Origin of the sequence: Paenibacillus sp. FSL R5-0517 (assembly GCF_037974355.1) — a bacterium.
Classification (GTDB): Bacteria; Bacillota; Bacilli; order Paenibacillales; family Paenibacillaceae; genus Paenibacillus.
Genome location: NZ_CP150235.1, coordinates 5,441,609 through 5,465,306 on the forward strand (window position 1 = coordinate 5,441,609; position 23,698 = coordinate 5,465,306).

Sequence of the window (23,698 nt, forward strand, 5' to 3'; positions counted from 1 at the left end):
TAATAATCTGATATGATGACCTGATGATACGGGTATAATTTATAACGGAAATAATGAAGATGCAGTATGGGGTGAGGACAATTATCCTTCGACCCGGTATACACTCTTAATGCGACGAATGACGCTGAGTGATTCAAAATGTTTTAACACTTTATCCATGCTTGCCTTACTTGCATTATGCGTAACGATAATGATCTCGGCATCCGGGTTGTGCTCATTCGGCTGTTGAACAACCGACGCCAGACTGACATCATATTCAGCGAAAATTTGTGTAATCTGTGCCAATACACCGGCTTTGTCGTCCACGTGCAGTAAAATAAAGTTTTTCGACACGATCTGCTCATCGCTTTGCATTCGCTTCTGCTTATAAGGAACAATTGCTTTGAGACCGTTCACGCCAAGTTTGAGGTTTTTGGTAACCGCCACAATATCAGCTACAACCGAAGTTGCCGTTGGCAGTTCTCCCGCACCCGCACCGTAGAACATGGTCTCCCCTACAGCTTCACCGTGTACATATACTGCGTTGAACACACCATTGACTGAAGCAATGGGGTGATTCTGTCTAACCATTGTCGGCTGTACGCTAATCGTAATCTCATCGTCAATCCGGTCCGCAATACCAAGTAACTTCATCTCATAGCCCAGTCTTCTGGCATACGTTATGTCTTCACGAGTAACGGAGGATATGCCTTTAACAGTTACATCCTTCAACTCCACATTAGTGCGGAAACCCAGTGTGCTCAAGATCGCCATTTTGCGAGCTGCATCAAGTCCTTCCACATCGGAGGTTGGATCCGATTCAGCGTATCCCAGCGCCTGTGCTTCGGCCAGCACTTCTTCATAGGATGCACCTTCCTGACTCATTTTGGTCAGAATAAAGTTCGTTGTTCCGTTCACTATCCCCATAATGCGAGTAATCCGGTCGGAAGAGAAACCTTCAATTAACGTACGAATGATTGGAATCCCTCCCGCAACACTCGCCTCATAGAACACATCACATTGCTTTTCCTGCGCCTTCGCCAAAATCTCTGTACCATGCAGTGCCATGAGATCTTTGTTCGCTGTTACGATATGCTTCCCACGTTCCAACGCTTCAAGAATATACTCTTTCGTCTGATCAATGCCACCCATGACTTCAACGATGACATCAATATCCGGATGACGAATGACTTCCCAAGGATCTTCAGTGAGCTTGGCACGGTCTACAGCAATAACACGTTCTTTCTCTGTATTTTTCACCGCGATCTTCTCAATGACAATCGGCGATCCAACCTGACTGCTCAGATCCTCCTGATTTCCTTCCACAATGCGAACGACTCCCGTCCCCACAGTTCCCAGACCCAACAATCCGACTTTTACTGGTTTCACTAACGATCTACCCCCTAATGTCTATTCTTGTCTGTCAGTCCTGTATGTTAAAGCCTCATTAACCTTGGCCTACAATACGTGTGCGTCTTACTCCAGGCATATCTTGCATTCGATCCAGCATTTCACCAATTTCGCCATGAAGATGTGTCGTTTCCACTGAAATGACAACATTGGCTCTTCCTTGAAGCGGTATACTCTGATTAATCGTGAGCACGTTGGCTCCATAACCTGCTACATGTCCAAGCACACGAGACAAGATCCCTGACTGATGCTCCAGATCAATAGAGATCGTTACAATTCTCTCCCGTTCAAGCTGGTTGATCAGATGAATTCCATCCTTGTACTTGTAAAAGGCGCTCCGGCTTAATCCAACCTGTTCAACCGCCTCATGCACTGTTTTAACATCACCAGAAGCCAGTAGTTCTTTTACCTGCATGGTCTTCACCACTGCCTCCGGTAAAATATCTTCCCGTACCAAGTAATAGCGTTCGTTCACAGAACGTCCTCTCCTCAAAGACTCATGTATTCATATAGTGGACATTATATAGGATCTACGACAAAAGGGCAATACATGACATGCCTATTTTTTGAAATGTATTCCTCACAGTATACAAGTTTATGCCTCTCCCATGTCAGGAAAAAACAAAAAAAACGCAGAGCTGCGGGTCAACTTCCCACTTCTCTGCGTCTGTATATCAATCTGTCTCTCCACGGAAGACGGTTACTTAGTAGTAACTGCTGCCTTCCACAAATTCAAATTCAAAGTCTCCAATACGCACGATGGTGCCTTCTACAGCTCCACGCTTACGCAACTCAGCGTCCACACCCATATAACGCATTGTACGTGCGAGTTTCAATATAGCTTCATGCGAGTTCAATTGCATCCGTTTCATCATGCGATCAATCTTGGCACTTTCGACAACGAACATTTCATTCTCACGCAAGATGCGGAAACCATCGTCCTCTTTTTTGTCCAAGCTGTACACTTTACGTTCGGATACGTCTGCTACCTCTTCAACCACTGGCTCGTCCGGAATCTGATCCAGGAGATCAGCGGCACGATACAAGAGCTCTTGAATCCCTTTACGAGTCAGAGATGAAATAGGCATCACTTCAATATCCGGTTGCACCTCACGAACTTGCTGCAAAAATTGCTCCAGGTTTGCTTCAGAGTCCGGCATATCCATTTTATTGGCTGCTACAACCTGCGGTCTCTCAGCCAAAAGCGGATTATACAGTTTCAGTTCATCATTAATTTTCTGCCAGTCTTCAAATGGATCGCGTCCTTCTGAACCCGACATGTCCACCACATGAATAATAATACGGGTACGCTCGACATGACGTAAAAACTCATGTCCCAGTCCGATTCCTTCATGTGCGCCTTCAATCAGACCAGGCAAATCGGCCATAACGAAGCTTCGGCCTTCTCCTACACCAACTACACCCAGGTTCGGTGTAATGGTTGTGAAATGATATGCACCAATCTTTGGTTTGGCTGACGAAACGACAGAAAGCAGCGTGGATTTCCCGACACTCGGGAAACCAACCAGACCAACATCTGCCATCACTTTTAGCTCTAATACGATGTAACGCTCTTGGCCTTCTTCACCATTCTCGGCAAGTTCAGGCGCAGGATTGTTCGGTGTGGCAAATCGGATGTTACCCCGACCACCCCGACCACCACGAGCAATAACAACTTGTTGACCGTGACGTGTCATATCCGCCAGTACTTCTCCACTGTCTTCATCCAGAATGACAGTTCCTGGTGGAATGCGCACAATCATGTTCTCAGCGTTTGCACCGTGCTGACTTTTATTACGTCCCTTCTCACCACGTGGGGCCTTGAAGTGACGCTGGTAACGGAAATCCATCAACGTCCGCAGACCTTCATCCACCCGGAAAATGATGTCAGCCCCTCTGCCTCCATCGCCCCCGGCGGGTCCACCGTTTGGAACATACTTCTCACGACGGAAGGAAATAATTCCGTCCCCTCCGTCTCCGGCTTTTACATAAATCTTCGCTTTATCTACAAACATTGGTTAACCCCTTCTTCCTATATTCCACACGGCATTCTGAATTGTATAAACGTATCCTCAGACGGAAACTGCTCCGTTCTGACTTTTTTTCCTTGGAGTACGGCAGTAAGCTGCCGCAATGTTTCCGGATCGGGTGTTTGATCCCCCTCCAGTCGGACAACCACATCTCCATGATCCTGCCCGAAGTTCAAGGTCAGTTTGCGAACCTCTCCCCAAGAAGACCGGCCGCCGCCATATTGATAGGCTCTGATTGCATCCGCAATCGCCCCGGTAAGTGACTCGCCATCCTCGGGAGAGACCAGAGCACTAAGCTGCAACTCTTCTTCTATTTCCACATGCAATTCCAGCGGCATTCCACTGGCCCGAAAAGATTGAAGATAAAATACGAGCGAAGGAATACCCAACCTGGAGATTCGACTCTCTTCCGTAACCCGCTCTTTTATTCTTTCCACACATTGCAGGGATTTATCAAGTTTGCCCATCCGAAGATATCCATATAACACCTGAAGGTCGTTCATCCAGTCGTGTCGATGATGATTTAATGAAGCAATTGCTGTCTTTTCCATGGATTGTATGATGGTTCTGCGTTCCGCCTCCGCCTGTTTCTTCATCGCATTCACAGAAATGAACAATACTGCGACGGACCACAATGCGCATACGACGCTTGAGATCATCGCCGGATACAACATAACGAAAACCAAAGGAATCAGAAGTGAACATGCCGCAATCCACGGCACTCTTTTCCAAGATTTCATGGCTTCTCCCCGTTCTACAAAACTCGGTTGGTCTACACCCACCGTAACCAAGTATAACATGTCTTTTCTGCCAGTTCATTACCGAATAACCGTTGAATACAAAAAACCTTCGGCAAAAATGCCGAAGGCTCCTTAGGCGGAATGCCGATATTACGCTTCTACTGCTGCTGCTACAGGAGCAACATTAACAGGATAGATGCTTACTTTTTTGCGATCGCGTCCCCAACGTTCGAATTTTACAACGCCGTCGATTTTCGCGAACAAAGTGTCATCTTTACCGATGCCAACGTTAGTTCCTGGGTGAATTTTCGTTCCGCGTTGGCGAACGAGAATGCTACCACCAGTTACAGTTTGACCATCAGCACGTTTAACACCCAGACGTTGAGCATTACTGTCACGTCCGTTCTTCGTGGAACCTACACCTTTTTTCGATGCGAATAACTGAAGATTTAATTTCAACATGATTGGTTGTCCTCCTTCTTTGCTTATTTGAATTGCTGTATTTTAATATACTTCCCGTATGACTCTGCAATATTAGAGAGCATAACCACCATGGATTCGAGTAACAGTTGTACCTGGGACCAGGTTTCCCCTCTCTCCAACAAAGGTAAAGAACCACTTAGAAAGCCATTCTTCATCTTGGCATCCATTTCGACACCGGTCAATGTTTCAATTGAGTTCACCGTACCCACTGTAACAGCGGATACCCCGGCACATACGATATCTTCTCCCCGCTTGGCAAAATTGGCATGCCCTTCGATGGAAAAGCGTTCGATGTTCCCGTCCTCATCACGAAAGATTTGAACGATAATCACTTATCGCACCTTCTTTACGCTTTGATTGTTTCGATAGTTACTTTAGTGTACGGTTGACGGTGACCTTGCTTCACATGGTAGTTCTTTTTAGGTTTGTATTTGTATACGATAACCTTTTGTCCTTTGCCATGTTTCTCCACTTTAGCCGTTACAGTAGCTCCGGAAATCAATGGTGTACCTGCTGTCAAACCTTGATCGTTAGATACAGCCAGGACACGGTCGAACGTTACGCTTTCGCCATCGTTCGCAGTCAATTTCTCGATGAACAGAACATCGCCCTCTTGGACTTTGTACTGTTTGCCGCCTGTTTCAATAATTGCGTACATTTGCCTTGCACCTCCTCATGTCTCAGACTCGCCCGTTCTCAGGTGACAGCCTCCTTGCGGAACTGTTCTTATACCCGGCCAGTGCGGTTACAGCATGTGCAAGACCAATAGGCTAAACACATACTTGAAGATTATATCACGCAATATATCAAAAATCAATGCAAAGGTGAAATATATCTTTTTCCCGTTCCATGACAGGAAGAACACGGCTCAACATAGGGCAACGTACTTTCTTCCCGCACTTTCTTACGGGTAAGTTCGAGCAAACCCAGCTTGGTCCAACCCATTACAAACGCTTTGGTCCGATCCTTTTTGAGTTCACCCTCCAAGGTTGACGCAACTTCATGCCGATTCGAGGCTTCCTCCATATCAATGAAGTCGACAATTATCATGCCACCGATATCCCGCAGACGCATCAGACGGGCAATCTCCACTGCTGCCTGCATGTTGGTCTCCGTCACGGTCTCTTCCAGACTGTCACCGCCAGCTCCTGTATATTTGCCTGTGTTCACATCCACTACAGTCAGAGCTTCAGTATGGTCAATGACAATATATCCGCCTCCGGGCAGCCAGACTTTTCGGGCAAAATCCTTATTCAACTGCTCCTGTACACCATAGGCAGCAAAGATGGATTCTGTACCCCGATACACCTGAACTTTGGGTTGATGACCAGGACTAATCTCTTCCAGCAATGCTTTTACCTCACGGGCTTGTCCTTCACTATCGGTGATGACCTCATCACTGCCTGGTGTGTACACATCTCTGATGATTCGCTGCACCATGCTATGATCCCGATGCAGGAGGCTTGGCGAAGGCAAACTGTCCGCTTTTTCACGAATCAGGTACCACTGCGCACGTAATGTTTCCAAGTCCGACTTGATGGCTTCATGCTGCTCTTCTCCAGATACGGTTCGAATAATAAGTCCTTCTTCATCCCGCCTCAGCTGCTCCCCAAGTGCCTTAAGACGAGAACGATCCCCTTCACGGGCAATCTTCTTGGAAACCGCCACATAGTCGGCAACAGGCATGTAGACAAGCCATCGGCCCGGAAGTGAATAATGAGTCGTCACCCGGGCTCCCTTGCCTCCTACCGGTTCTTTCAGAACCTGAACAATGACTTCCTGACCTGGACGAAGCAACTCCGAGATGGAAGGCTTCACCTTAGGTTGCTTCTCCAGATGGGGATGTAACACATCATCCACATACAGAAACGCATTCTTTTTCTGACCGATATCCACAAAAGCAGCCTGCATACCCGGTAGCACATTAACTACCCGTCCCTTGAAAAAGGAACCCAACAGTCCACGCTCGCGTGTACGCTCTGCTGTAAATTCCACAGCTTTGCCTTCTTCCAGAAGCGCCATTTGCATGAGGTTATGTTCATTATGTACGATCATTTGTTTCATGGCTTCACCTCTAGAAGACAATTCAATTCATCCACATCCATTTCAGCTCTCTTTACCATTCTCATTGTACATGTATTAACCCATTTCAGAACAGGTCCACCAGAACACTACAATTTATCGCCATTTTGTTGAAAATAGGACCCGATAATGCGTTGTTCAGGCAATACGGCCATAATTTGTCCCTGTCTGTTCATCACGTATACCATATGGTATCTTTCTCTCTTTAATAGACGCAAAATAGTGTCCAAAGGTTTCGCTGGAAATGAGATTATTGGCTGCGCCAAACTGCCAGCAGCCGCGTGACGAGTGAACGCCCCTTCTCGATTCATCAGAAAACGAATAAAGCGATAAGGTACATTTCGGTAATCCGTCAGATTGGAATAGAACAAAAAAAGACCGATTAACAGAATGTTTAACGGTAAGCCGTAGTCTCCAGTAAACCATCGGCAGATCGCATACAAAACAACTCCTACGCTAAACAGAATGCTAATTCTGTAAGTCCACATTAATGTTGTATAGTAGGGTGCCCACAGACTGACAAGCGCCTGAACAATTTTTCCTCCGTCCAGAGGAAGTACAGGCAGCAGATTAAATAGGGCGATGAGCAGGTTTCCCTGAATGATATAATTGAGAAAAACCGGATCGCCGAGATGGCCATACTGCAACAATAAAACCACACCAACCATCAGCATGTTTTGTAATGGACCTGCAAGAGCAATCATGATTTCCCGGTAGGCCGTGATCGTACCTCCATCTTCAATAACCGCTACTCCTCCAAAAGGAAGCATCTGGATTGACAAAACACGATAGCCCAGAAGGGCCGCCGCCGCAGCATGTCCACATTCATGAATGAATACGATGGCAAACAGCGTAATAAGTTCAATGAAATGTCCAGTCAGGAGGGAGGCCATCATGATAATTACAAAAAACGGATGAAACGTAATACGGACCCCCCACACCCTAATCAAGGGCAACAACTTCCGCTGGGTCTACGTACTCCTCCCCCTCTTTGACCGCAAAATAGAGCGTGGCCGGTTGCTCACCACCCGTAGCTTTGAGACTCCCCACTGGATTCCCCGCTTCCACCCAATCATTCACGTTCACTTCACTTTCGTTCAGCCGACCGTATATTGCCGTGACATTGCCTGTATGTTGAATCACAACGGTGAATCCACTTGCTGCATCTCCGATAACCTCCATGACACGTCCAGCATCCGAACTTGCGACCTGTATAAGTTCTGCACCAGCAGCATCCGGAACGATCTCAATTCCTTTCATGCTCAGCGCGAATGGCTGAACCACTGTTCCTGAGATTGGTTTACCCAGTAATTGTCGTATGCCTGAGCCATTGACAGCATCCGTCGTATGACCAAGAACAGGCAGAAACGAAGGCGTTCCTCCAAAATGGCGTTCATACCAGGCTGCTGCAGAGGCAAAATCCATATCTCGATGGAGTGCATCGGCAATGACTGTTTTGGGAGCTTTCGTCCACGATGTATCTAATTGAAACAGCCCCCATACTCCGCCGAATATCAAAGCGCTAATGACCGTTCGTTTTAAAAGTGACTTGATTAGGTTGAATCTCGAATGCCCCCCTGGAACGAAACGACCGTTCTCTTTTTTCCACAACCATTCTGGATCTCTTTCTTGTATCCCTTCACTAGGCGTAAACGGTTTCCGGTGCATGATCTCATTCTTGTCCAACAATGAACCTACTTTTTGCTCCTGTAAGACCTCCACAGTGGCTCCATCCATCAGTCGCCGAATGCGTTCTTCTCGTCTCTGCTTGATTCTGAGTTTCGTGTTCATGGAATATCCTCCCGCCGAGGCTTGTTTACTACATCCTATGAAGAGGTGGATGATAATATGAACAAGCCTGCCGGTCAGATAACAAAAAAAGCCGGGCTATGCGCCACGGCTGTCATGTATTTAAAATTATGAATAAGTTCGTTTAACGAGTTAACCCATTCCGAAGAACTTTTTGAAGCGAGAAAAAGCACCCTTTTTCTGCTCCAGCTGCATTAATGGGACCGTATCTCCCAGAATGCGGCGTGCAATATTCCGATACGCAATCGCTGCAAGTGAATCCGGATTCATGACCGTGGGTTCTCCTGAATTGGCAGCTTTGATGACTAGTTCATCATCAGGCACGATGCCAATCAGGTCAATATTAAGTACTTGTAAAATACCATCGATATCTAACATGTCACCCGATTTAACCATATTATTGCGAATTCGATTCACCACCAGTTTAGGTGATTGAATATGTGAACTCTCCAGCAGGCCGATGACACGATCCGCATCACGTACTGCAGCATTTTCCGGTGTAGTGACCACGATGGCCTGATCTGCTCCTGCTACCGCATTTTTGAACCCCTGCTCGATCCCTGCGGGGCAATCAATAATGACGTATTCAAAATCTTTTTTCAATTCAAGGATAATATCCTTCACCTGTTCTGGCGATACCGAGTTTTTGTCTCTCGTCTGCGCCGCAGGCAACATGTATAATTCTTCGAAACGCTTGTCTTTGACCAAAGCCTGATTCAGACGGCAGCGGCCGTCCGCAACGTCGCACAGATCGTAAATAATACGGTTTTCGAGTCCCATCACGACATCCAAATTACGAAGGCCGATATCGGTATCTACCAGACAAACCTTTTTGCCGAGCAGCGCCAGCGCTGTCCCGATGTTTGCCGAGGTGGTTGTTTTACCCACGCCGCCTTTACCCGAAGTGATCACGATCGCCTCTCCCATGAGCTACACTCCTTTAAACACATTAAAATCTCGGCGTAACCGAACGATATTGCTCATTTTGTCTATCTGCATCTGATTGTCCTGTAAGTAAGCAAATTCCATTCCGGTCTCTCGGCTCTCCCATTCATCGGGAGGACGACTGATGATATCCGCAATACGTAGCTGCGTCGGTGCAAATACCGATGCCGCAATGATTGCTTCCTCGTCCCCGCCAATTCCGGCATGAGCCATACCTCTGAGTGAACCCAACACATATATATCTCCGGTACACGTCACTGTGCCCCCCGGATTGATATCTCCAAGAAACAGGAGATTTCCTTCATGATGAAGCACCTGACCAGAACGCACCATACCACACATGGTTACAATCGGCGGCGGTCCTTTAACCTCCGGTTGGAGTGCAGGTGAATCGATGGATCGAATAAGCAGATTCCCTTTTTGTTTCAGTATATCGAGAATTGCTTCTTTCTGGTCCTCTGTCACTTCGCGGGCACCCAACTTGATATCCACATGAACAATCGGTCCGGTCAAAATATTTTGATGGCTGTGTTCCAGCTTATAGCGGAGCTCATAGAGCAATTCCTCGAATTCACATTGATCGTCCAACAGGAAAACCAGGCCGTCTCGGATGCCTTTAATCGTTACGTGATTCGATTTTACCGTCATAAGCCTGTCCCTCCCATCTCATTACATTTCGTGCCCGGGGCCCCAAGTTCCTGCTTTGCGCTCCATAAATGTATTTAGGAAGCTTCTTCTGTCTTGCTCCGTCTCTTGCCGATCCGCTCCAGTTGTTTCCGAAGCGGGACATATATGATCAAGGCAAACACAAAATGAATGAACAAATTAGGAATCATGTATTCAATCAACGCCCAGTCAAAGGTCACGTGGTTAAGTTGGAAGAGCTTGTACAGGAAAAATAGCATGGTGTCATTCAGCAGACTTCCCAAAATGACAACCGATACCATAACGGGCAGTGGTGCACGAGGTGCTTGAAAAATGAGTCCCATCATGTACGCCGATAATCCCATCGAAAATCCATAAGGTCCAATCATCTCGCCGTAGAATACAACGTCATGCAATAGTCCAAAAAATATACCGAGCACTAGTGCCGTGTGTCGGTGATGATATACGGCGATAAACAAAATGACGATATAGACCAGATTGGCAGAAATACGCATCTGCCAGCCAGAAGGAATGAGCAGCGGCAAAATCGTACCTTCCGCAATGAACAAAACGAATAACAACAGGAACAAGACTTGCTTGCGCGTTATCATTATTCTTTTACCTCAGGCGGGATAATGACAATCAACTCTTTCCAATCAAGGAAACTTGCATATGGCTCAATTGTAGCTGTTTTGGTTAAACCATACTCACTTTTCTCGACACTCTTCACTTTCCCAATCCGCATGTACTTCGGAAAATTGTTTATAATTCCAGAGGAGATGATCTCATCATCCTTTTGGATATTAGAATCTTCTGAGATTTTGGTCATCTTGAGCATGCCCGTCTTCGGATCATAACTCTCAATCATACCAAACACTTTCTCCTTACCTACTGCCGTTGCTGCAATGGCGTTGGATGTTGGATCATTGGCGTCCATGGACGTTAACAGATTAACTGTTGATGTATAGGAGCTGACATGACTAATCACGCCGACTAGCCCTTCTTGCGAGGTTACAGCCATCCCCGGCTTAATTCCCGCATTTTCACCAATATCAATGTTAATGGTTCTGCTATTCGGATCTGAATTGGCACTGATAACCTGAGCAATTCGTGAACCATAATTATACCGATTCTTCTGTTCTTCGGTGAAATTGAGCGCTTTCTGAAGCTGCTCATTCACTTGCTCCATATCATTGTACTTCAGCCGATCCCGGGTATAGTGACCCATCGCGATACGAAGCTCTTCATTCTCTTGATATACCGTACGCATGTTCGCTACATCTTTAAAAAAGCCCGCTACATAAGAAGCGGGCTTGTAAAATACGTATTGTACAAATCCAACTGAATCCTTCAGGAATTTCTCCGGCCAGGATAGAGTGGTTCGCGGACTGAGCGTAAAGCCCATTAACGCGATAAATGTAACAAGGCCCACCAGCAAAACAAAAAGTCTTTTGTTGCCTAGCAGTTTAAACAGTTCGAACACCCTCTAACATCCATATTCTCTTCCGAGCCATGCCCGGCGGGGAGACTGTCAGACTTGTAGTCCCTGCGAGAATATCAGCCGATCCTCCCCTGTTAAGCGGGTAATAGCTCATCCCCGGGGTTAACCGGGTCCTCTATAAAGATATCTTGCCACTTATTCGCAATGTCAAGTTAGGCAAATACCGATTAACGTTTGGAACGAACTGCCGAACTGCTTCTGCTTTTGAACAAATGAATATTCTCTAACGCTTTACCTGTTCCGATTGCTACACAATCCAGCGGGTTCTCAGCCACAATGACAGGCATTCCTGTCTCACCAGCCAGAAGCTTGTCCAGATTGCGCAGAAGCGCCCCACCACCTGTAAGAACGATTCCACGATCCATAATATCGGCCGCAAGTTCAGGTGGGCATTTCTCAAGGGTTACTTTTACCGCTTCAACAATTGCATTCACCGTATCAGCCAATGCTTCGCTGATCTCGTCCGAAGTAATCGTAATGGTCTTCGGCAGACCTGTAACGAGGTCACGTCCACGAATTTCCATCGTTTCTACTTGCTCCAATGGCATTGCTGATCCGATGTCCATCTTCAACTGCTCCGATGTACGCTCACCGATCATCAGATTGTATTGGCGTTTGATGTATTGAATAACGGATTCATCCATCTCGTCACCTGCTACGCGAACCGAACGGCTCGTTACAATCCCACCAAGAGAGATAACAGCAACTTCCGTTGTACCGCCACCAATATCGACAACCATACTACCTGTTGGCTCCCATACAGGCAGATCCGCACCAATAGCAGCTGCAAAAGGCTCTTCAATGGTATAGGCTTCGCGTGCTCCAGCCTGTTTGGTTGCATCTTCAACCGCACGTTGTTCTACAGCCGTGATCCCGGATGGTACACATACCATCACGTTTGGATGACGTTGGAACATGGAGCGTTGTTTCTGCGCCTCACGGATGAAATATTTGATCATTGTTGCCGTTGTATCAAAGTCGGCGATAACGCCATCTTTCATTGGACGAATGGCACGAATGTTACCCGGTGTACGTCCAATCATTTTTTTGGCGGCTTCACCTACTGCCTCAATGCTTTTTGTATCTGTGCGTATAGCGACTACCGAAGGTTCGCGCACCACTATTCCTTTTCCTCGTACATAAACCAACGTATTTGCTGTCCCCAAGTCAATACCCAAATCTTTCGTAAAACCACCAAACATAACATAATCTCCTTTTCTGCCTCATATAGCCGCTCTATTCAGATCCAGAGCGTGATAATTTCATTCCCACGTAACACGTGGAGCTAATATTCGCATTTGTTTTTTTGCATTTGTAAAGTGAACCTATCTTTTACGGACAACGCCGTTAACATTCATAGGAAAACATCAACGCCAACCATTATATTATACTAAGCCCTTCTCCTTCAAACTTACGTACGTTCCATCTCCGATAATAATATGATCAAGCACGTCAATGCCAACAATAGCGCCTGCTTCAATCAGTCTCTTGGTTATTTGGATATCCTCCGGACTGGGCGTAGGATCACCGCTCGGATGGTTGTGTGCGCACACAATAGATGCGCTGCTGCATTTGATGGCAGCCCGGAACACTTCACGCGGATGTACAATCGAAGCGTTAAGGCTGCCCATGGAGAGTGTTTCCTGGGCAATAATATGATTTTTGCTATTCAGAAAGAGACACACAAAATGTTCTTTTTGCAAATAACGCAATTGTTCGATCAGGATGTCAGCTGCATCACGCGGTGTGCGGATTGAAGCCGACTGTGTGAGTCTGCTCTTGGCAATCCGATGCCCCAGCTCAATGCCAGCTTTCAATTGTACAGCCTTGGCATTGCCAATCCCTTTCATTGCAGTCAATTCTTCCAGACTCAGATCCATTAACGAGCGAATGCCACCCGTTTCGGTCAGAATCCGCTGTGCCATATGCACCGCGGATTCCTGTCTTGTGCCTGTTCGAAGTAAAATGGCCAGCAATTCAGCATGGCTTAAGGCGCCCGCCCCGTATTCCATCATGCGTTCTCTCGGGCGTTCTTCCTGGGGGATGTCGCGCATCATGTATTGAGGCGACTCCATATGTTCCCTCTTTTCATTTCACAACATTTGGCTTCATTCATGTTCGTGGCAACACATGTACGCCGAACCCGTCCAGCATGTCACTTAGCAAGGATAGCGGCAAGCCAACCACATTAAAATAACATCCTTCAATACGGTCGACCAGTGAAGCGCCAATGCCCTGAATGGCATAAGATCCTGCCTTGTCCGAAGGCTCACCTGTCTTCACATAAGCACGGATGGTCGCATCCGACAGTTCTTTCATCGTTACATCGGTCTGGCGGTAATGAACTAACGACTGTCCATTGCCCGTATCAATACAAGCGACGCCCGTAAACACCCGATGCACACGGCCCTGCAGCCGGGATAACATACGTTCAGCATCCGCTTCATCTACGGGTTTGCCCAGAATCTCACCATCCAGAACAACAACGGTGTCACTACCAACAATAATGGCTTCCTGCTCGCGGCCTTCAAGCCCCCGATACACAGCAAGCGCCTTGCGCAAAGCAAGCTCCTGTACCGTCTGTTCAGGGGTCCACTCTGGCGGTGTATCTTCATTGGCATGACTTGGTATTACATCAAACGCTAGGTGGAGTGATGCGATCAGTTCCTTGCGCCGAGGCGATGTGGAGGCCAGAATAATAGGGCGCTGCTTTGTGTTATCCAAAATGAACGGCTCCTTATGCCACGGCAACATCCTGTCCGGATCACGATAATAGATGTCACTGGTTAATTTTTTTCGTCATAACTCGTCATTCTCCTACAGTCTGCGATATAGCCACACAGCGGCAATCATACCGATCAGACTCAGAAGGCTCATTTGAAATTGAAGTGAAATATCATAACTGATAATATCAAGATCAGCCTGCGGCGACCAACGTATGGTCGTGGCTTTCGTAAGAAAGGCTACTGCCTTAACAGGCTGCAGTGCCTTGGCGATCCACGCTCCGGCCATCCAGCCGAGCAGCAGAAACAGCAATAACATGCCGAAGTTTTTTTTCATCGGTAATCTTCCCTCGCCATTTTTTGACACCCACATTATTATACGGGGTTTTGTACGTCAATACAAACACAAATCCGGCAAGGGGAACTATTTCCAGTTCCTTGCCGGATGGGTAATTCCAAGCGTTGTTATGGGAAAGAGCATGTTACTGCTTAATCGCTTCGAGCCATTTTTTCTGCTGTAGTACATATTCCATCAGATCGGACTGCACGGACCACATGTGCACATCATCCGGATTTTTGTTGTACTCTGCAATAGCCGTTATTGCATCGTTCATTGATTTCTCCATTCCACCAACAATAGGCTGTACCTCCGCAGTCAGGCCGGGTGAGAGACTATTCAAACCGGTTAACCATGACTGGTGTTTATTCTGAATCGCGGCCATCGTTTCTGCAGAGACTGCTGTCGGTGCAGATTGTCCCAACTGCTGAATGGACAAGGTAGACAATTGTTCGACCAGTGCAGAACTGTTTGTGAAGAAAAGCTGCACATCCTCTTGCTTGCCACCGAATATAGCCGGATTGATCTCAGGGTTCACGATCTCCTTGACATACAGTTCGACTCCCTGAGCTTTTAGCCTGGAGCTAAGTAGCTTGGCCTCTTCACGGTCAGCCGAAATGCCTGCATATACTCGATTACCATCTTCAGGATCAGACCCTGCGGCTATACCTGCCTGAGCCAGTTCAAGCTTGGCCTGCTCAGCTCGTTCAGGAGAACTGAACACGCCGTATTGAAGTGCATAATACGTGCTGCCAGTCGCCGCTGTCTGCTGTTCTGTACCTGCAGTCCCGTCCTGACCGGTCACAGTGGAAACTGCCTGATTGGCGGGCAGAAGATCGTCTGGCTTGACGGCTCCTTCTTTATTAAAAAATGAGAGAATCACCATGCCAAAGAGTGCTCCGGTAACAAGTGCCCCAGTGACAGAACCAATCATTTTCCAGCCCCTTGGAGGACGATTGCGCTTATAGGAATAGTTCTCCGAATCTGCAAGCCAGTCGTGGCCCTGATCCTCTTGGGCATTAGACCGATAGCGACGCTCTTCCTCCGGACCTTCTGAATAATTATCATAACCGTAACCGGAACGGTTTCCTAGATAATGGTGCTCATCAAAATTCGAGTTCGAATCAGGGCTCACCCTCTCGTCAGGTTCAGGTACAGTAGAGCTTGTCAGCACCGTCTCTCCCCAGTCTCCGGGAATATCCTCTGGCGTCCATGATGGGGTCGTATCCATCTGCTTAGGCGTTAGCAGTTGATTATGCGGTAATTCTTCACTTAACGACACCAATGGACTGGATGCGGAACTCCTCTTGTTTTCAGGCTTGTCCGACTCATGATCCCCGAAGCGAAACGTCATTCTAGCATTGCTCACCCGTACCCTCTCCTTTGTCCCATTTATATCAGCTATATGCAGAGAAGGCAGAAGACATTCCAATTAACGCAAAAAAACGCCTGCTTCATATCGAAGACAGGCGGTTTCGCAAATGATCTATTTCAAGCCTTGGGCAAGTGTATCTCCAACTTTCCAGATATCACCTGCACCCATCGTAATCACCAGGTCTCCTGGCTGCAAACGATGCTGCAGATCAGCTACAACTTCTTCTTTCGTAGGAAGGTACCGTGCAGAAGCATTACTGTTTTGAACGATTAGTTCAACCAGTTTGGCGGAGGTTACCCCTTCGATCTGTTTTTCGCCCGCAGGAGAATAGATATCCGTAATAAGCACCTCATCCGCTTCCGCGAAAGCACGACTGAACGCATCCAACAGGAAGAACGTACGCGTATAACGCTGTGGCTGGAATACCGCAATAATACGTTTGCCTGTCGCTTTGGCTGCACTAATAGTCGCTTCAATCTCCGTCGGGTGATGCGCATAATCATCGATGATCAGCATATCACGCGCCTCGCCCAATACCTGGAATCTGCGTTTGGCTCCGTGGAACTGGATGATCGCTGCCACAATCTTCTCAAATGGAATACCTGCTTCCAGACAGGTAATTACAGTAGCCATCGCATTATAAACGTTATGCTTACCTGGCACTGATAATTCCACCGTGCCCATAGGAGCACCCTGATGATTCATCGTAAAGGAGATACGGCGATCGCCCAATACAATATCCGTTGCCGTATAATCCGCAGCACGATCAATACCATAGGTTGTAATCCGTGACTTGAGTTCTGGCAAAATCGCTTGAACATTCTCGTCGTCTGAGCACACAATGGCTGTTCCTTCCGGACGAATCTGGCTCAGGAACTGCACATAAGCCTTTTTGAGTTCCTCAAAATCACTGTTGTAATTCTCCAGATGATCTGCCTCAATATTGGTTACAATACCGAGCCATGGATGGTACTGCAAAAATGAGCCATCGCTCTCGTCGGCCTCGGCAACTACCCAGTCGCCCTGGCCTGCCTTGGCGTTGGTGCCCACATTCATGATCTCTCCGCCAATGATATATGTCGGGTCCGTATCACATTTATCCATAACCAGTGCAATCATGGATGAGGTGGTGGTTTTACCGTGGGCTCCAGCCACAGCCACACCTTTACGTTCATTTAACAAACGTGCAAGCATCTGGGAACGATGCAGAATCGGAATGTTGAGCTCTGCAGCTGCTACCCGTTCCACATTATCAGCAGGCGCTGCCGTAGAGTAAACAACCAGGTCTGCTCCAGTGACGTGCTCTGCTGTATGGCCGATATATATTTTCGCTCCCTTGGCTGCCAACTTCTCGGTCAACTCCTGTGAAGCGACATCCGATCCGGTAACGGTGTATCCCATTTCCAACATAACTCTAGCGATGGCACTCATGCCATATCCGCCAATCCCTATAAAATGAACGTGTTCCGATGTATTTAACAAAACTTTCACCAACCTTTTTCAGAATCGGTTTGATGCAAAAGGGCTGCCCGCACATCCGCAATCAGGTACAGTGTGCCGGAGACCACCCCCAGATCCTCCGCTTCCGTCCGTGACTTCAATAGATCAAGAGCCTTTGCCCATTCGGGCTCGACGATGATTTCCAGTTCCTGCTTCGCAAAGGCGGGACGTACCCGTTCGACAATCTGCAGCAATTCATCTGCAGCCATTTTGCGTCGGAAGTCTGGCTCGGTCAGGATCAGCGTATCCACTAGTGGCAGTATATGCTGCAAATATGATTCGTGATGCTTATTTGCCAACATACCCATCATCAAAATTAACTTGTTGTGAGGATAGACATCCGTAATGCTCTTGGCCAGCGACTCTGCCCCTTCCGGATTATGTGCTCCATCGAGCACAATTCGGGGTTCATCGACGACTTTTTCGAATCTCCCTGCCCAGAAAGCATTCTCCAGTCCAAGTGCGATATCGTTATCATCCAGCATAAATGCCATGTATTGTCTAAGCAATTCGAGCACCATCAGTGCGGCCGCTGCATTGTCACATTGGTGTGAGCCCTGCATGCGGATGCGAACGTCCAGGTCACGAAAAGGGCCTGTAAAATGAAAAGATTGTCCGTTCTCATTACTCTCCAGTCGATGATAAGAGAATTGATTTCCAGCCAAATACAGGCTTGATTGAAGCTGCTGTGCTTTCTCCTGAATCACTTTCACAGCTTCGGGTTGCGTCGCGCAGGTTACAACGGGTACTCCCGGCTTGATAATGCCTGCCTTTTCTCCAGCGATCTGCTCAATCGTATCTCCAAGCACATCCGTATGATCCATACCAATGTTGGTGATGACGGACACAACAGGCGAAACAATATTCGTTACGTCCATCCTTCCCCCCAGCCCCGTCTCCCATACCACAACATCAGGGTAGCACTCTTCTGCATAATACAGAAGCGCGAGAGCCGTAGACACCTCAAACATCGTTGGGGAACCAAGCGGTGTAGATGCCATTTCCATAACCAGCGGTCGCAAACGGTTAGAGATCTTCAACAGTGTCTCTTCCGGAATATCCTCGCCGTTGTATTGAAAACGGTTCGTAAACTTGGTGATATAAGGCGATGTAAAGGTACCCACATCATATCCAGCCTGAAGAAGCACTGACGTCAAAAAAGCGCAAGTCGAACCTTTGCCGTTCGTTCCCGCGACGTGAATAAATTTGAGACGTTGGTGAGGATTGCCTAACATAGACATCAGACCCTCGATTCGTTCCAATCCAGGTCGGATGCCAAAAGGAATAAGGCCATTGATCCAGTCCACGGCCTCGTTATACGTAAGTAAAGGAGCTGCTGCATCTGTCCCGTCTAATTCCGTCATCTGATTCACCTTCGGTTCCGAGTTTGAGTGAAAAAAGCGGCCGGATGGCATACTGGCTCTCCATCCGACCCAAATATATTAACCTTTCAGTTCCTTGATTCGTGCGATCACTTTATCCCGTTTATCGGAATAATCTGCTTGCTTGGCGCGCTCTTCCTCAATAACTTTGGCAGGCGCTTTGGCTACAAAGCCTTCATTCGACAGCTTTTTCTCCACACGGAGTACTTCGCCCTCAAGGTTCTGCAACTCTTTCTCCAGACGAGCCACTTCCTGTTCGATATCAATAAGACCTGCCAGCGGCAAGTATAGTTCTGCCCCTGTGATGATTGCAGTCATTGCCTTATCCGGGGAGCTCAGATCCAGCCCACTATCGAACTCGGAGGTGTTACAGAAACGTTTGATGTAATGACTGTTACGTTCGATGATGCTGGACGCCTCAGGGCTGTTTGCTTTCACCATCAATTCAATCTTTTTGCTCATAGGCACGTTCACTTCTGCACGGATGTTCCGAACTGCACGAATGGTATCCATGAGCAGGTTCATCTCGGCAACAGCCTCTGGATTCTCAAAAGCAGGATCATATACCGGCCATGCTGCCAACGTAATCGTCTCACCTTCATGCGGCAGATGCTGCCAGATCTCTTCGGAGATGTATGGCATAAACGGATGAATCAGGCGCATGGTCTGATCCAGCACATAAGCCAGTACGGATTGTGTTTTCTTCTTGGCAACCGGATCTTCCCCATAGAAGGACAGTTTAGCGAACTCAATGTACCAATCACACAGGTCATCCCAGATAAAGTTATACAGCACACGACCTGTTTCCCCAAATTCATACGCTTCGATTAGACGCGTAATATCGCGGGAAGTTTCGTTCAGACGGTGCAAAATCCAATAATCCGCTGTACCAAGCTCTCCGCTGATGTCACGATCCTCATAGGTGAATCCTTCCAGATTCATCAATGCAAAGCGCGAAGCGTTCCAGATCTTGTTGGCAAAATTACGAGCCTGCTCCACCCGTTCCCAACGGAAACGGAGATCCTGGCCTGGCGTGCTGCTGGTTGAGATCATGTAACGCATTGCATCTGCGCCATATTTCTCGATCACATCCAGCGGATCTACACCGTTGCCCAGTGATTTGGACATTTTACGTCCATCTGCATCACGAACAAGACCATGCATCAGCACATCCTTGAACGGAATCTCATCCGTGAATTCCAGTGCAGTGAAAATCATACGTGCAACCCAGAAATATATGATGTCATACCCTGTCACAAGTACACTTGTCGGATAATAACGTTGCAGATCTTCCGTATCTTCCGGCCAGCCTAGTGTGGAGAATGGCCATAAGCCGGAGCTAAACCAAGTATCGAGTACATCTTCGTCCTGTCTAAGCTTGCGTCCTGCATTCTCTGGTAGCGTTGTAGGATCTTCAGCAGATACGATGATTTCACCCGTTTCCTCATCATACCAGGCCGGAATACGATGTCCCCACCACAGTTGACGGGAAATACACCAGTCACGAACGTTCTCGATCCAGTTCAGATATGTTTTCTCGAAACGGTCTGGAACAAAATTAACCCCTTCGCCGCTCTGTTGTTTCTTGATCGCTCTCTCTGCAAGTGGCTTCATCTCAACAAACCACTGAGTAGACAGATACGGTTCAACAACAGCGCCGGTACGTTCACTGTGTCCAACCTGATGCGTATGATCCTCGATGTTGATCAATATGCCTTGCTCTTTCATATCAGCAACAATCTGCTTGCGGCATTCACTGCGATCCAGTCCCTGATACTTACCAGCTTCTGCATTCATTGTGCCACTCTCATCCATTACCGTAATCTGTGGCAGATCATGACGAAGACCTACTTCAAAGTCATTCGGATCATGTGCAGGCGTGATTTTTACTGCACCACTTCCGAACTCTTTATCCACATAATCATCAGCGATAATTGGAATTTCGCGTCCAATGATAGGCAGTACAAGGACTTTGCCAATCATATCTGCATAGCGCTCATCCTTCGGATGAACAGCGACCGCTGTATCACCCAGCATCGTTTCAGGACGCGTTGTTGCTACTGTAACGTAGCCACTTCCGTCTTTGAGCGGATAACGCAGATGGTACAGGTGACCCTGAACCTCTTTATATTCAACCTCAATGTCAGACAGGGCTGTCCGGTTCACCGGGTCCCAGTTAATGATGCGTTTGCCGCGGTAAATAAGGCCTTTTTCATACAGTTGAACAAATACTTTGCGAACCGCTTGGGACAGACCTTCATCCAGCGTAAAACGTTCACGTGAGTAGTCAAGGGACAAACCCATTTTGCCCCATTGCTGACGAATGGTTGTGGCATATTGATCTTTCCAATCCCATACTTTCTCCAGAAACTTCTCGCGTCCCAGATCATAACGAGTCAGACCTTCTTCACGCAGCTTCTGCTCCACTTTGGTTTGGGTAGCAATACCTGCATGGTCGGAACCCGGAAGCCACAGTGCATCATAACCCTGCATCCGTTTGGTGCGGATCAGAATATCCTGTAGTGTAAAGTCGAGCGCATGCCCGATGTGCAGCATCCCGGTCACATTTGGGGGTGGAATTACAATCGTATACGGCTCGGCATCTTTACGTTGACCGGCTTTGAAATATCCGCGCTCCATCCAGGTGGAGTACCATTTGTCTTCTGCCGCTTTAGGATCGTAAGTGGTCGGCATTTCTGTTGCAGCTGATTTTTTTTCCTCAGACATGTGTCATTCCTCCGTTACTTCATCTTCATCATCTTCGCCAAAAAAAACAAAAAAAACCTTTCATCCATCAAAGGACGAAAGGTTAGCTTTCGCGGTACCACCTTTGTTTCACGCCGACAGCAAGGTAGACTTCCCCCTCTGTACATGACGTGACACTTCAAGCAGATAACGGCTGCTACCGGCCCATCCTACCTCAGAAATAAATGACGATAACGCTCATTCATCCCTTGAATTCAAACAGGCAACTCCCGGGCGACTTCGATCAGTTGGTTCCTGCGGAATCTCACAGCGTTGCAATTCCACTCTCTGAAAGGTCATACTGTCTACTACTCCCGTTCCACGTTGTTCTTCAAAAAACCTACACACATCATACCTTGCTCGTGCGCGATAGTCAACCTGACAACAGCGGATAAAGTGCGCTGGAATGCAGGTTTAGGGCAAATCATGCAAAAACCCGCAATCCTCAAGGGGATCACGGGTCATAACGAAGGCTTTAACTGCGGATTAAGGGATGTACAATATCTGACCTTCTTCCACAACTTGTTCAGATAATCGATTATACAACTGAAGTTCCCTCGTGCTCAATTGATATCGATCCGCAATGGCATCCAGTGTATCTTCCCGCTGGACGATACACAACTTCACTTTGCGGAATGGCGTCTGATCCACAATCGTTCCCAGGAACAGATTCTTCCATTCCACATCCTCAGGTGCATACGTTTCTTCCTGTATCACACCGGCTGGTACCTCTTCGCCTCTCTCCACTTCAGCATCTCGTGCTGATCTGCCGGAGGATAACAAGGAAGAGATCCCCACACCCTCCTCTTGTCTTGGTGCGGATTCCTTTTTACTGCCAAAAGCAACCTTCATCTCCGGCTTGTCTTCCGTCTCAGCAACAGGTTCAGGGACAAATGCTTCATTCTGCACAAACTCATCTACCTCAGTCGCTTCAAAAGACTGGCGTTCTTCCTCTGCATTGCCTGCTTCGGACGTACCGAATACACCTTGCCAGTTCTCCGCTTGTGGTTCAACCGGAACATCAACTGCCTGATTCTCCTGCTGAGGTACAGATCTCGCTGATTCGAAATGCCATACGTCCGGTCCGTCCGGTACATCTGCTGCTGCGAACTCATTAGATGATTGAGCAGCAGGTTCTTGGACTTCTTGATCTGAATTTCTAGGCTCTGTAGGCAATGCATCCACGGAAGGCTCGGACCACGCTGAAGACTCATCTTCCAGAGGAAGCAACGGTTCCGACTCTGGGTAAGAAGCTAACCGATCAGCGGTCTCAGCCATAAATGACGAGATGGGAGAAGGTTCGCTGTATGGCTCCTGGGATGCCAGTTCATCTCCATTCGCTGTCAGAGATGCAGGATCTTCGTTTGCATCAGGTTGTCTGTTTTCGTTAGCGTACTCCGCACTTTGCTCCGCCGAGGATAAGTTCGCATATTCCTGATGATATTCGGGGGCACCATAGGCAAGCTCTGCTGCATTCGCAAGTCTCTCTTCCTCACTCCGCTGGAGCAGATACTCTTGTGCAAATGTGTTAGGATCGCTATCTGTCTCTTCTGCTTCATCGGAACGGTTGGATTGCTGAGCATCCGGTGAGTGGACTACTGTAAACTCATCTGCTGACCACACTTGCGGCTCTTCAGCATGAAAGCCCTCGATGCCTCGCAGCGACAACACGCCAGTAATGTTCAGACTGCGGTTGGACAACAGATCCACGTCAAAATTTTCGATCTCAATGGAAATATCCTCAATTGATCTGACTCGGTTCAGCGGCACTGTAATCTCCACGGGAATGAAATGTTTGAGCTCTTCTGAAGCCTCATTTTCTCCTCTGTACGCACCTGTAAGTAAAAGATGCCCTCTTAAGGTGGCATGATCATCCTGCCCTATGACTTGAATGCGCGGGTATAATTCAATCTCCTCCAATTCCTCAATCGCAGGAACTCCCTCAGACAAATGAACGCGCTCATAAATATCGAACCGCAAACCATAAGGTTGATTCAACAAAGGTGGCGTCC

General features: G+C 47.6%; 23 protein-coding genes and 2 other annotated features. All 23 genes read right to left on the reverse strand.

Annotated features, from left to right (window positions below):
* Positions 1 to 81: 81 nt before the first annotated feature.
* Positions 82 to 1,368, reverse strand: coding sequence for a homoserine dehydrogenase (locus MKX40_RS24310; protein WP_339237060.1), 1,287 nt, complete (start codon positions 1,366 to 1,368; stop codon positions 82 to 84).
* Positions 1,369 to 1,426: 58 nt separating this feature from the next.
* On the reverse strand, positions 1,427 to 1,864 hold the full coding sequence (locus MKX40_RS24315) for an ACT domain-containing protein (protein ID WP_017692625.1): 438 nt from the start codon (positions 1,862 to 1,864) through the stop codon (positions 1,427 to 1,429).
* A gap of 229 nt (positions 1,865 to 2,093) precedes the next feature.
* Positions 2,094 to 3,404, reverse strand: coding sequence for a GTPase ObgE (obgE, locus tag MKX40_RS24320; protein WP_339237061.1), 1,311 nt, complete (start codon positions 3,402 to 3,404; stop codon positions 2,094 to 2,096).
* Positions 3,405 to 3,421: 17 nt separating this feature from the next.
* Positions 3,422 to 4,159: a Spo0B domain-containing protein gene (locus MKX40_RS24325; protein ID WP_339237064.1), complete on the reverse strand. Its 738-nt coding sequence runs from the start codon at positions 4,157 to 4,159 to the stop codon at positions 3,422 to 3,424.
* A gap of 150 nt (positions 4,160 to 4,309) precedes the next feature.
* The gene (gene rpmA, locus MKX40_RS24330; RefSeq protein ID WP_017692622.1) at positions 4,310 to 4,621 is read right to left on the reverse strand and encodes a 50S ribosomal protein L27; all 312 of its coding nucleotides are present in this window, start codon (positions 4,619 to 4,621) and stop codon (positions 4,310 to 4,312) included.
* A gap of 23 nt (positions 4,622 to 4,644) precedes the next feature.
* The gene (locus MKX40_RS24335) at positions 4,645 to 4,974 is read right to left on the reverse strand and encodes a ribosomal-processing cysteine protease Prp (RefSeq protein ID WP_036605912.1); all 330 of its coding nucleotides are present in this window, start codon (positions 4,972 to 4,974) and stop codon (positions 4,645 to 4,647) included.
* 14 nt (positions 4,975 to 4,988) lie between these two features.
* The gene (gene rplU, locus MKX40_RS24340) at positions 4,989 to 5,300 is read right to left on the reverse strand and encodes a 50S ribosomal protein L21 (protein ID WP_017692620.1); all 312 of its coding nucleotides are present in this window, start codon (positions 5,298 to 5,300) and stop codon (positions 4,989 to 4,991) included.
* 14 nt (positions 5,301 to 5,314) lie between these two features.
* Positions 5,315 to 5,399, reverse strand: a sequence feature (ribosomal protein L21 leader region).
* Positions 5,400 to 5,455: 56 nt separating this feature from the next.
* Complete coding sequence (locus tag MKX40_RS24345; protein ID WP_339237066.1) at positions 5,456 to 6,706, reverse strand: Rne/Rng family ribonuclease; 1,251 nt, start codon at positions 6,704 to 6,706, stop codon at positions 5,456 to 5,458.
* A 107-nt stretch (positions 6,707 to 6,813) separates the two neighbouring features.
* A complete protein-coding gene (locus MKX40_RS24350; protein ID WP_339237068.1) occupies positions 6,814 to 7,674 on the reverse strand; it encodes a M50 family metallopeptidase in 861 nt (286 codons plus the stop codon).
* A complete protein-coding gene (locus tag MKX40_RS24355) occupies positions 7,667 to 8,515 on the reverse strand; it encodes a M23 family metallopeptidase (protein ID WP_339237071.1) in 849 nt (282 codons plus the stop codon). Before MKX40_RS24355 ends, MKX40_RS24350 begins: the two co-directional genes overlap by 8 nt.
* 150 nt (positions 8,516 to 8,665) lie before the next feature.
* The gene (gene minD / locus MKX40_RS24360; RefSeq protein WP_024633965.1) at positions 8,666 to 9,460 is read right to left on the reverse strand and encodes a septum site-determining protein MinD; all 795 of its coding nucleotides are present in this window, start codon (positions 9,458 to 9,460) and stop codon (positions 8,666 to 8,668) included.
* Between the two features lie 3 nt (positions 9,461 to 9,463).
* Complete coding sequence (minC, locus tag MKX40_RS24365; RefSeq protein ID WP_017692615.1) at positions 9,464 to 10,126, reverse strand: septum site-determining protein MinC; 663 nt, start codon at positions 10,124 to 10,126, stop codon at positions 9,464 to 9,466.
* A 74-nt stretch (positions 10,127 to 10,200) separates the two neighbouring features.
* Entirely contained in the window at positions 10,201 to 10,734 is a 534-nt protein-coding gene (gene mreD, locus MKX40_RS24370; protein WP_339237075.1) for a rod shape-determining protein MreD, read from the reverse strand.
* Positions 10,734 to 11,606: a rod shape-determining protein MreC gene (gene mreC / locus MKX40_RS24375; protein ID WP_339237077.1), complete on the reverse strand. Its 873-nt coding sequence runs from the start codon at positions 11,604 to 11,606 to the stop codon at positions 10,734 to 10,736. Before mreC ends, mreD begins: the two co-directional genes overlap by 1 nt.
* 185 nt (positions 11,607 to 11,791) lie before the next feature.
* Positions 11,792 to 12,826: a rod shape-determining protein gene (locus MKX40_RS24380; protein ID WP_024633969.1), complete on the reverse strand. Its 1,035-nt coding sequence runs from the start codon at positions 12,824 to 12,826 to the stop codon at positions 11,792 to 11,794.
* 183 nt (positions 12,827 to 13,009) lie between these two features.
* Complete coding sequence (gene radC / locus MKX40_RS24385; RefSeq protein WP_339237080.1) at positions 13,010 to 13,699, reverse strand: DNA repair protein RadC; 690 nt, start codon at positions 13,697 to 13,699, stop codon at positions 13,010 to 13,012.
* Positions 13,700 to 13,736: 37 nt separating this feature from the next.
* A complete protein-coding gene (locus MKX40_RS24390) occupies positions 13,737 to 14,348 on the reverse strand; it encodes a Maf family protein (protein WP_339237082.1) in 612 nt (203 codons plus the stop codon).
* Between the two features lie 93 nt (positions 14,349 to 14,441).
* The gene (locus MKX40_RS24395; protein ID WP_047841183.1) at positions 14,442 to 14,684 is read right to left on the reverse strand and encodes a DUF4321 domain-containing protein; all 243 of its coding nucleotides are present in this window, start codon (positions 14,682 to 14,684) and stop codon (positions 14,442 to 14,444) included.
* A gap of 145 nt (positions 14,685 to 14,829) precedes the next feature.
* A complete protein-coding gene (locus MKX40_RS24400) occupies positions 14,830 to 16,053 on the reverse strand; it encodes an SPOR domain-containing protein (protein ID WP_339237084.1) in 1,224 nt (407 codons plus the stop codon).
* Positions 16,054 to 16,170: 117 nt separating this feature from the next.
* A complete protein-coding gene (gene murC, locus MKX40_RS24405; RefSeq protein WP_339243187.1) occupies positions 16,171 to 17,490 on the reverse strand; it encodes a UDP-N-acetylmuramate--L-alanine ligase in 1,320 nt (439 codons plus the stop codon).
* A 56-nt stretch (positions 17,491 to 17,546) separates the two neighbouring features.
* Positions 17,547 to 18,923, reverse strand: coding sequence for a folylpolyglutamate synthase/dihydrofolate synthase family protein (locus MKX40_RS24410; RefSeq protein ID WP_339237086.1), 1,377 nt, complete (start codon positions 18,921 to 18,923; stop codon positions 17,547 to 17,549).
* A gap of 78 nt (positions 18,924 to 19,001) precedes the next feature.
* Complete coding sequence (locus tag MKX40_RS24415; RefSeq protein ID WP_339237088.1) at positions 19,002 to 21,668, reverse strand: valine--tRNA ligase; 2,667 nt, start codon at positions 21,666 to 21,668, stop codon at positions 19,002 to 19,004.
* Between the two features lie 67 nt (positions 21,669 to 21,735).
* Positions 21,736 to 22,017: a binding site (T-box leader), on the reverse strand.
* Positions 22,018 to 22,172: 155 nt separating this feature from the next.
* The gene (locus MKX40_RS24420) at positions 22,173 to 23,687 is read right to left on the reverse strand and encodes a LysM peptidoglycan-binding domain-containing protein (protein WP_339237092.1); all 1,515 of its coding nucleotides are present in this window, start codon (positions 23,685 to 23,687) and stop codon (positions 22,173 to 22,175) included.
* Positions 23,688 to 23,698: the final 11 nt, after the last annotated feature.

Excerpts from the sequence above, each read along its gene's own strand:
- obgE (WP_339237061.1), bottom strand. The coding sequence starts at position 3,404 with ATGTTTGTAGATAAAGCGAAGATTTATGTAAAAGCCGGAGACGGAGGG.
- MKX40_RS24325 (WP_339237064.1), bottom strand. The coding sequence starts at position 4,159 with ATGAAATCTTGGAAAAGAGTGCCGTGGATTGCGGCATGTTCACTTCTG.
- rpmA (WP_017692622.1), bottom strand. The coding sequence starts at position 4,621 with ATGTTGAAATTAAATCTTCAGTTATTCGCATCGAAAAAAGGTGTAGGT.
- rplU (WP_017692620.1), bottom strand. The coding sequence starts at position 5,300 with ATGTACGCAATTATTGAAACAGGCGGCAAACAGTACAAAGTCCAAGAG.
- MKX40_RS24345 (WP_339237066.1), bottom strand. The coding sequence starts at position 6,706 with ATGAAACAAATGATCGTACATAATGAACATAACCTCATGCAAATGGCG.
- MKX40_RS24355 (WP_339237071.1), bottom strand. The coding sequence starts at position 8,515 with ATGAACACGAAACTCAGAATCAAGCAGAGACGAGAAGAACGCATTCGG.
- minD (WP_024633965.1), bottom strand. The coding sequence starts at position 9,460 with ATGGGAGAGGCGATCGTGATCACTTCGGGTAAAGGCGGCGTGGGTAAA.
- minC (WP_017692615.1), bottom strand. The coding sequence starts at position 10,126 with ATGACGGTAAAATCGAATCACGTAACGATTAAAGGCATCCGAGACGGC.
- mreD (WP_339237075.1), bottom strand. The coding sequence starts at position 10,734 with ATGATAACGCGCAAGCAAGTCTTGTTCCTGTTGTTATTCGTTTTGTTC.
- MKX40_RS24380 (WP_024633969.1), bottom strand. The coding sequence starts at position 12,826 with ATGTTTGGTGGTTTTACGAAAGATTTGGGTATTGACTTGGGGACAGCA.
- radC (WP_339237080.1), bottom strand. The coding sequence starts at position 13,699 with ATGGAGTCGCCTCAATACATGATGCGCGACATCCCCCAGGAAGAACGC.
- MKX40_RS24395 (WP_047841183.1), bottom strand. The coding sequence starts at position 14,684 with ATGAAAAAAAACTTCGGCATGTTATTGCTGTTTCTGCTGCTCGGCTGG.
- murC (WP_339243187.1), bottom strand. The coding sequence starts at position 17,490 with ATGAGTGCCATCGCTAGAGTTATGTTGGAAATGGGATACACCGTTACC.
- MKX40_RS24410 (WP_339237086.1), bottom strand. The coding sequence starts at position 18,923 with ATGACGGAATTAGACGGGACAGATGCAGCAGCTCCTTTACTTACGTAT.
- MKX40_RS24415 (WP_339237088.1), bottom strand. The coding sequence starts at position 21,668 with ATGTCTGAGGAAAAAAAATCAGCTGCAACAGAAATGCCGACCACTTAC.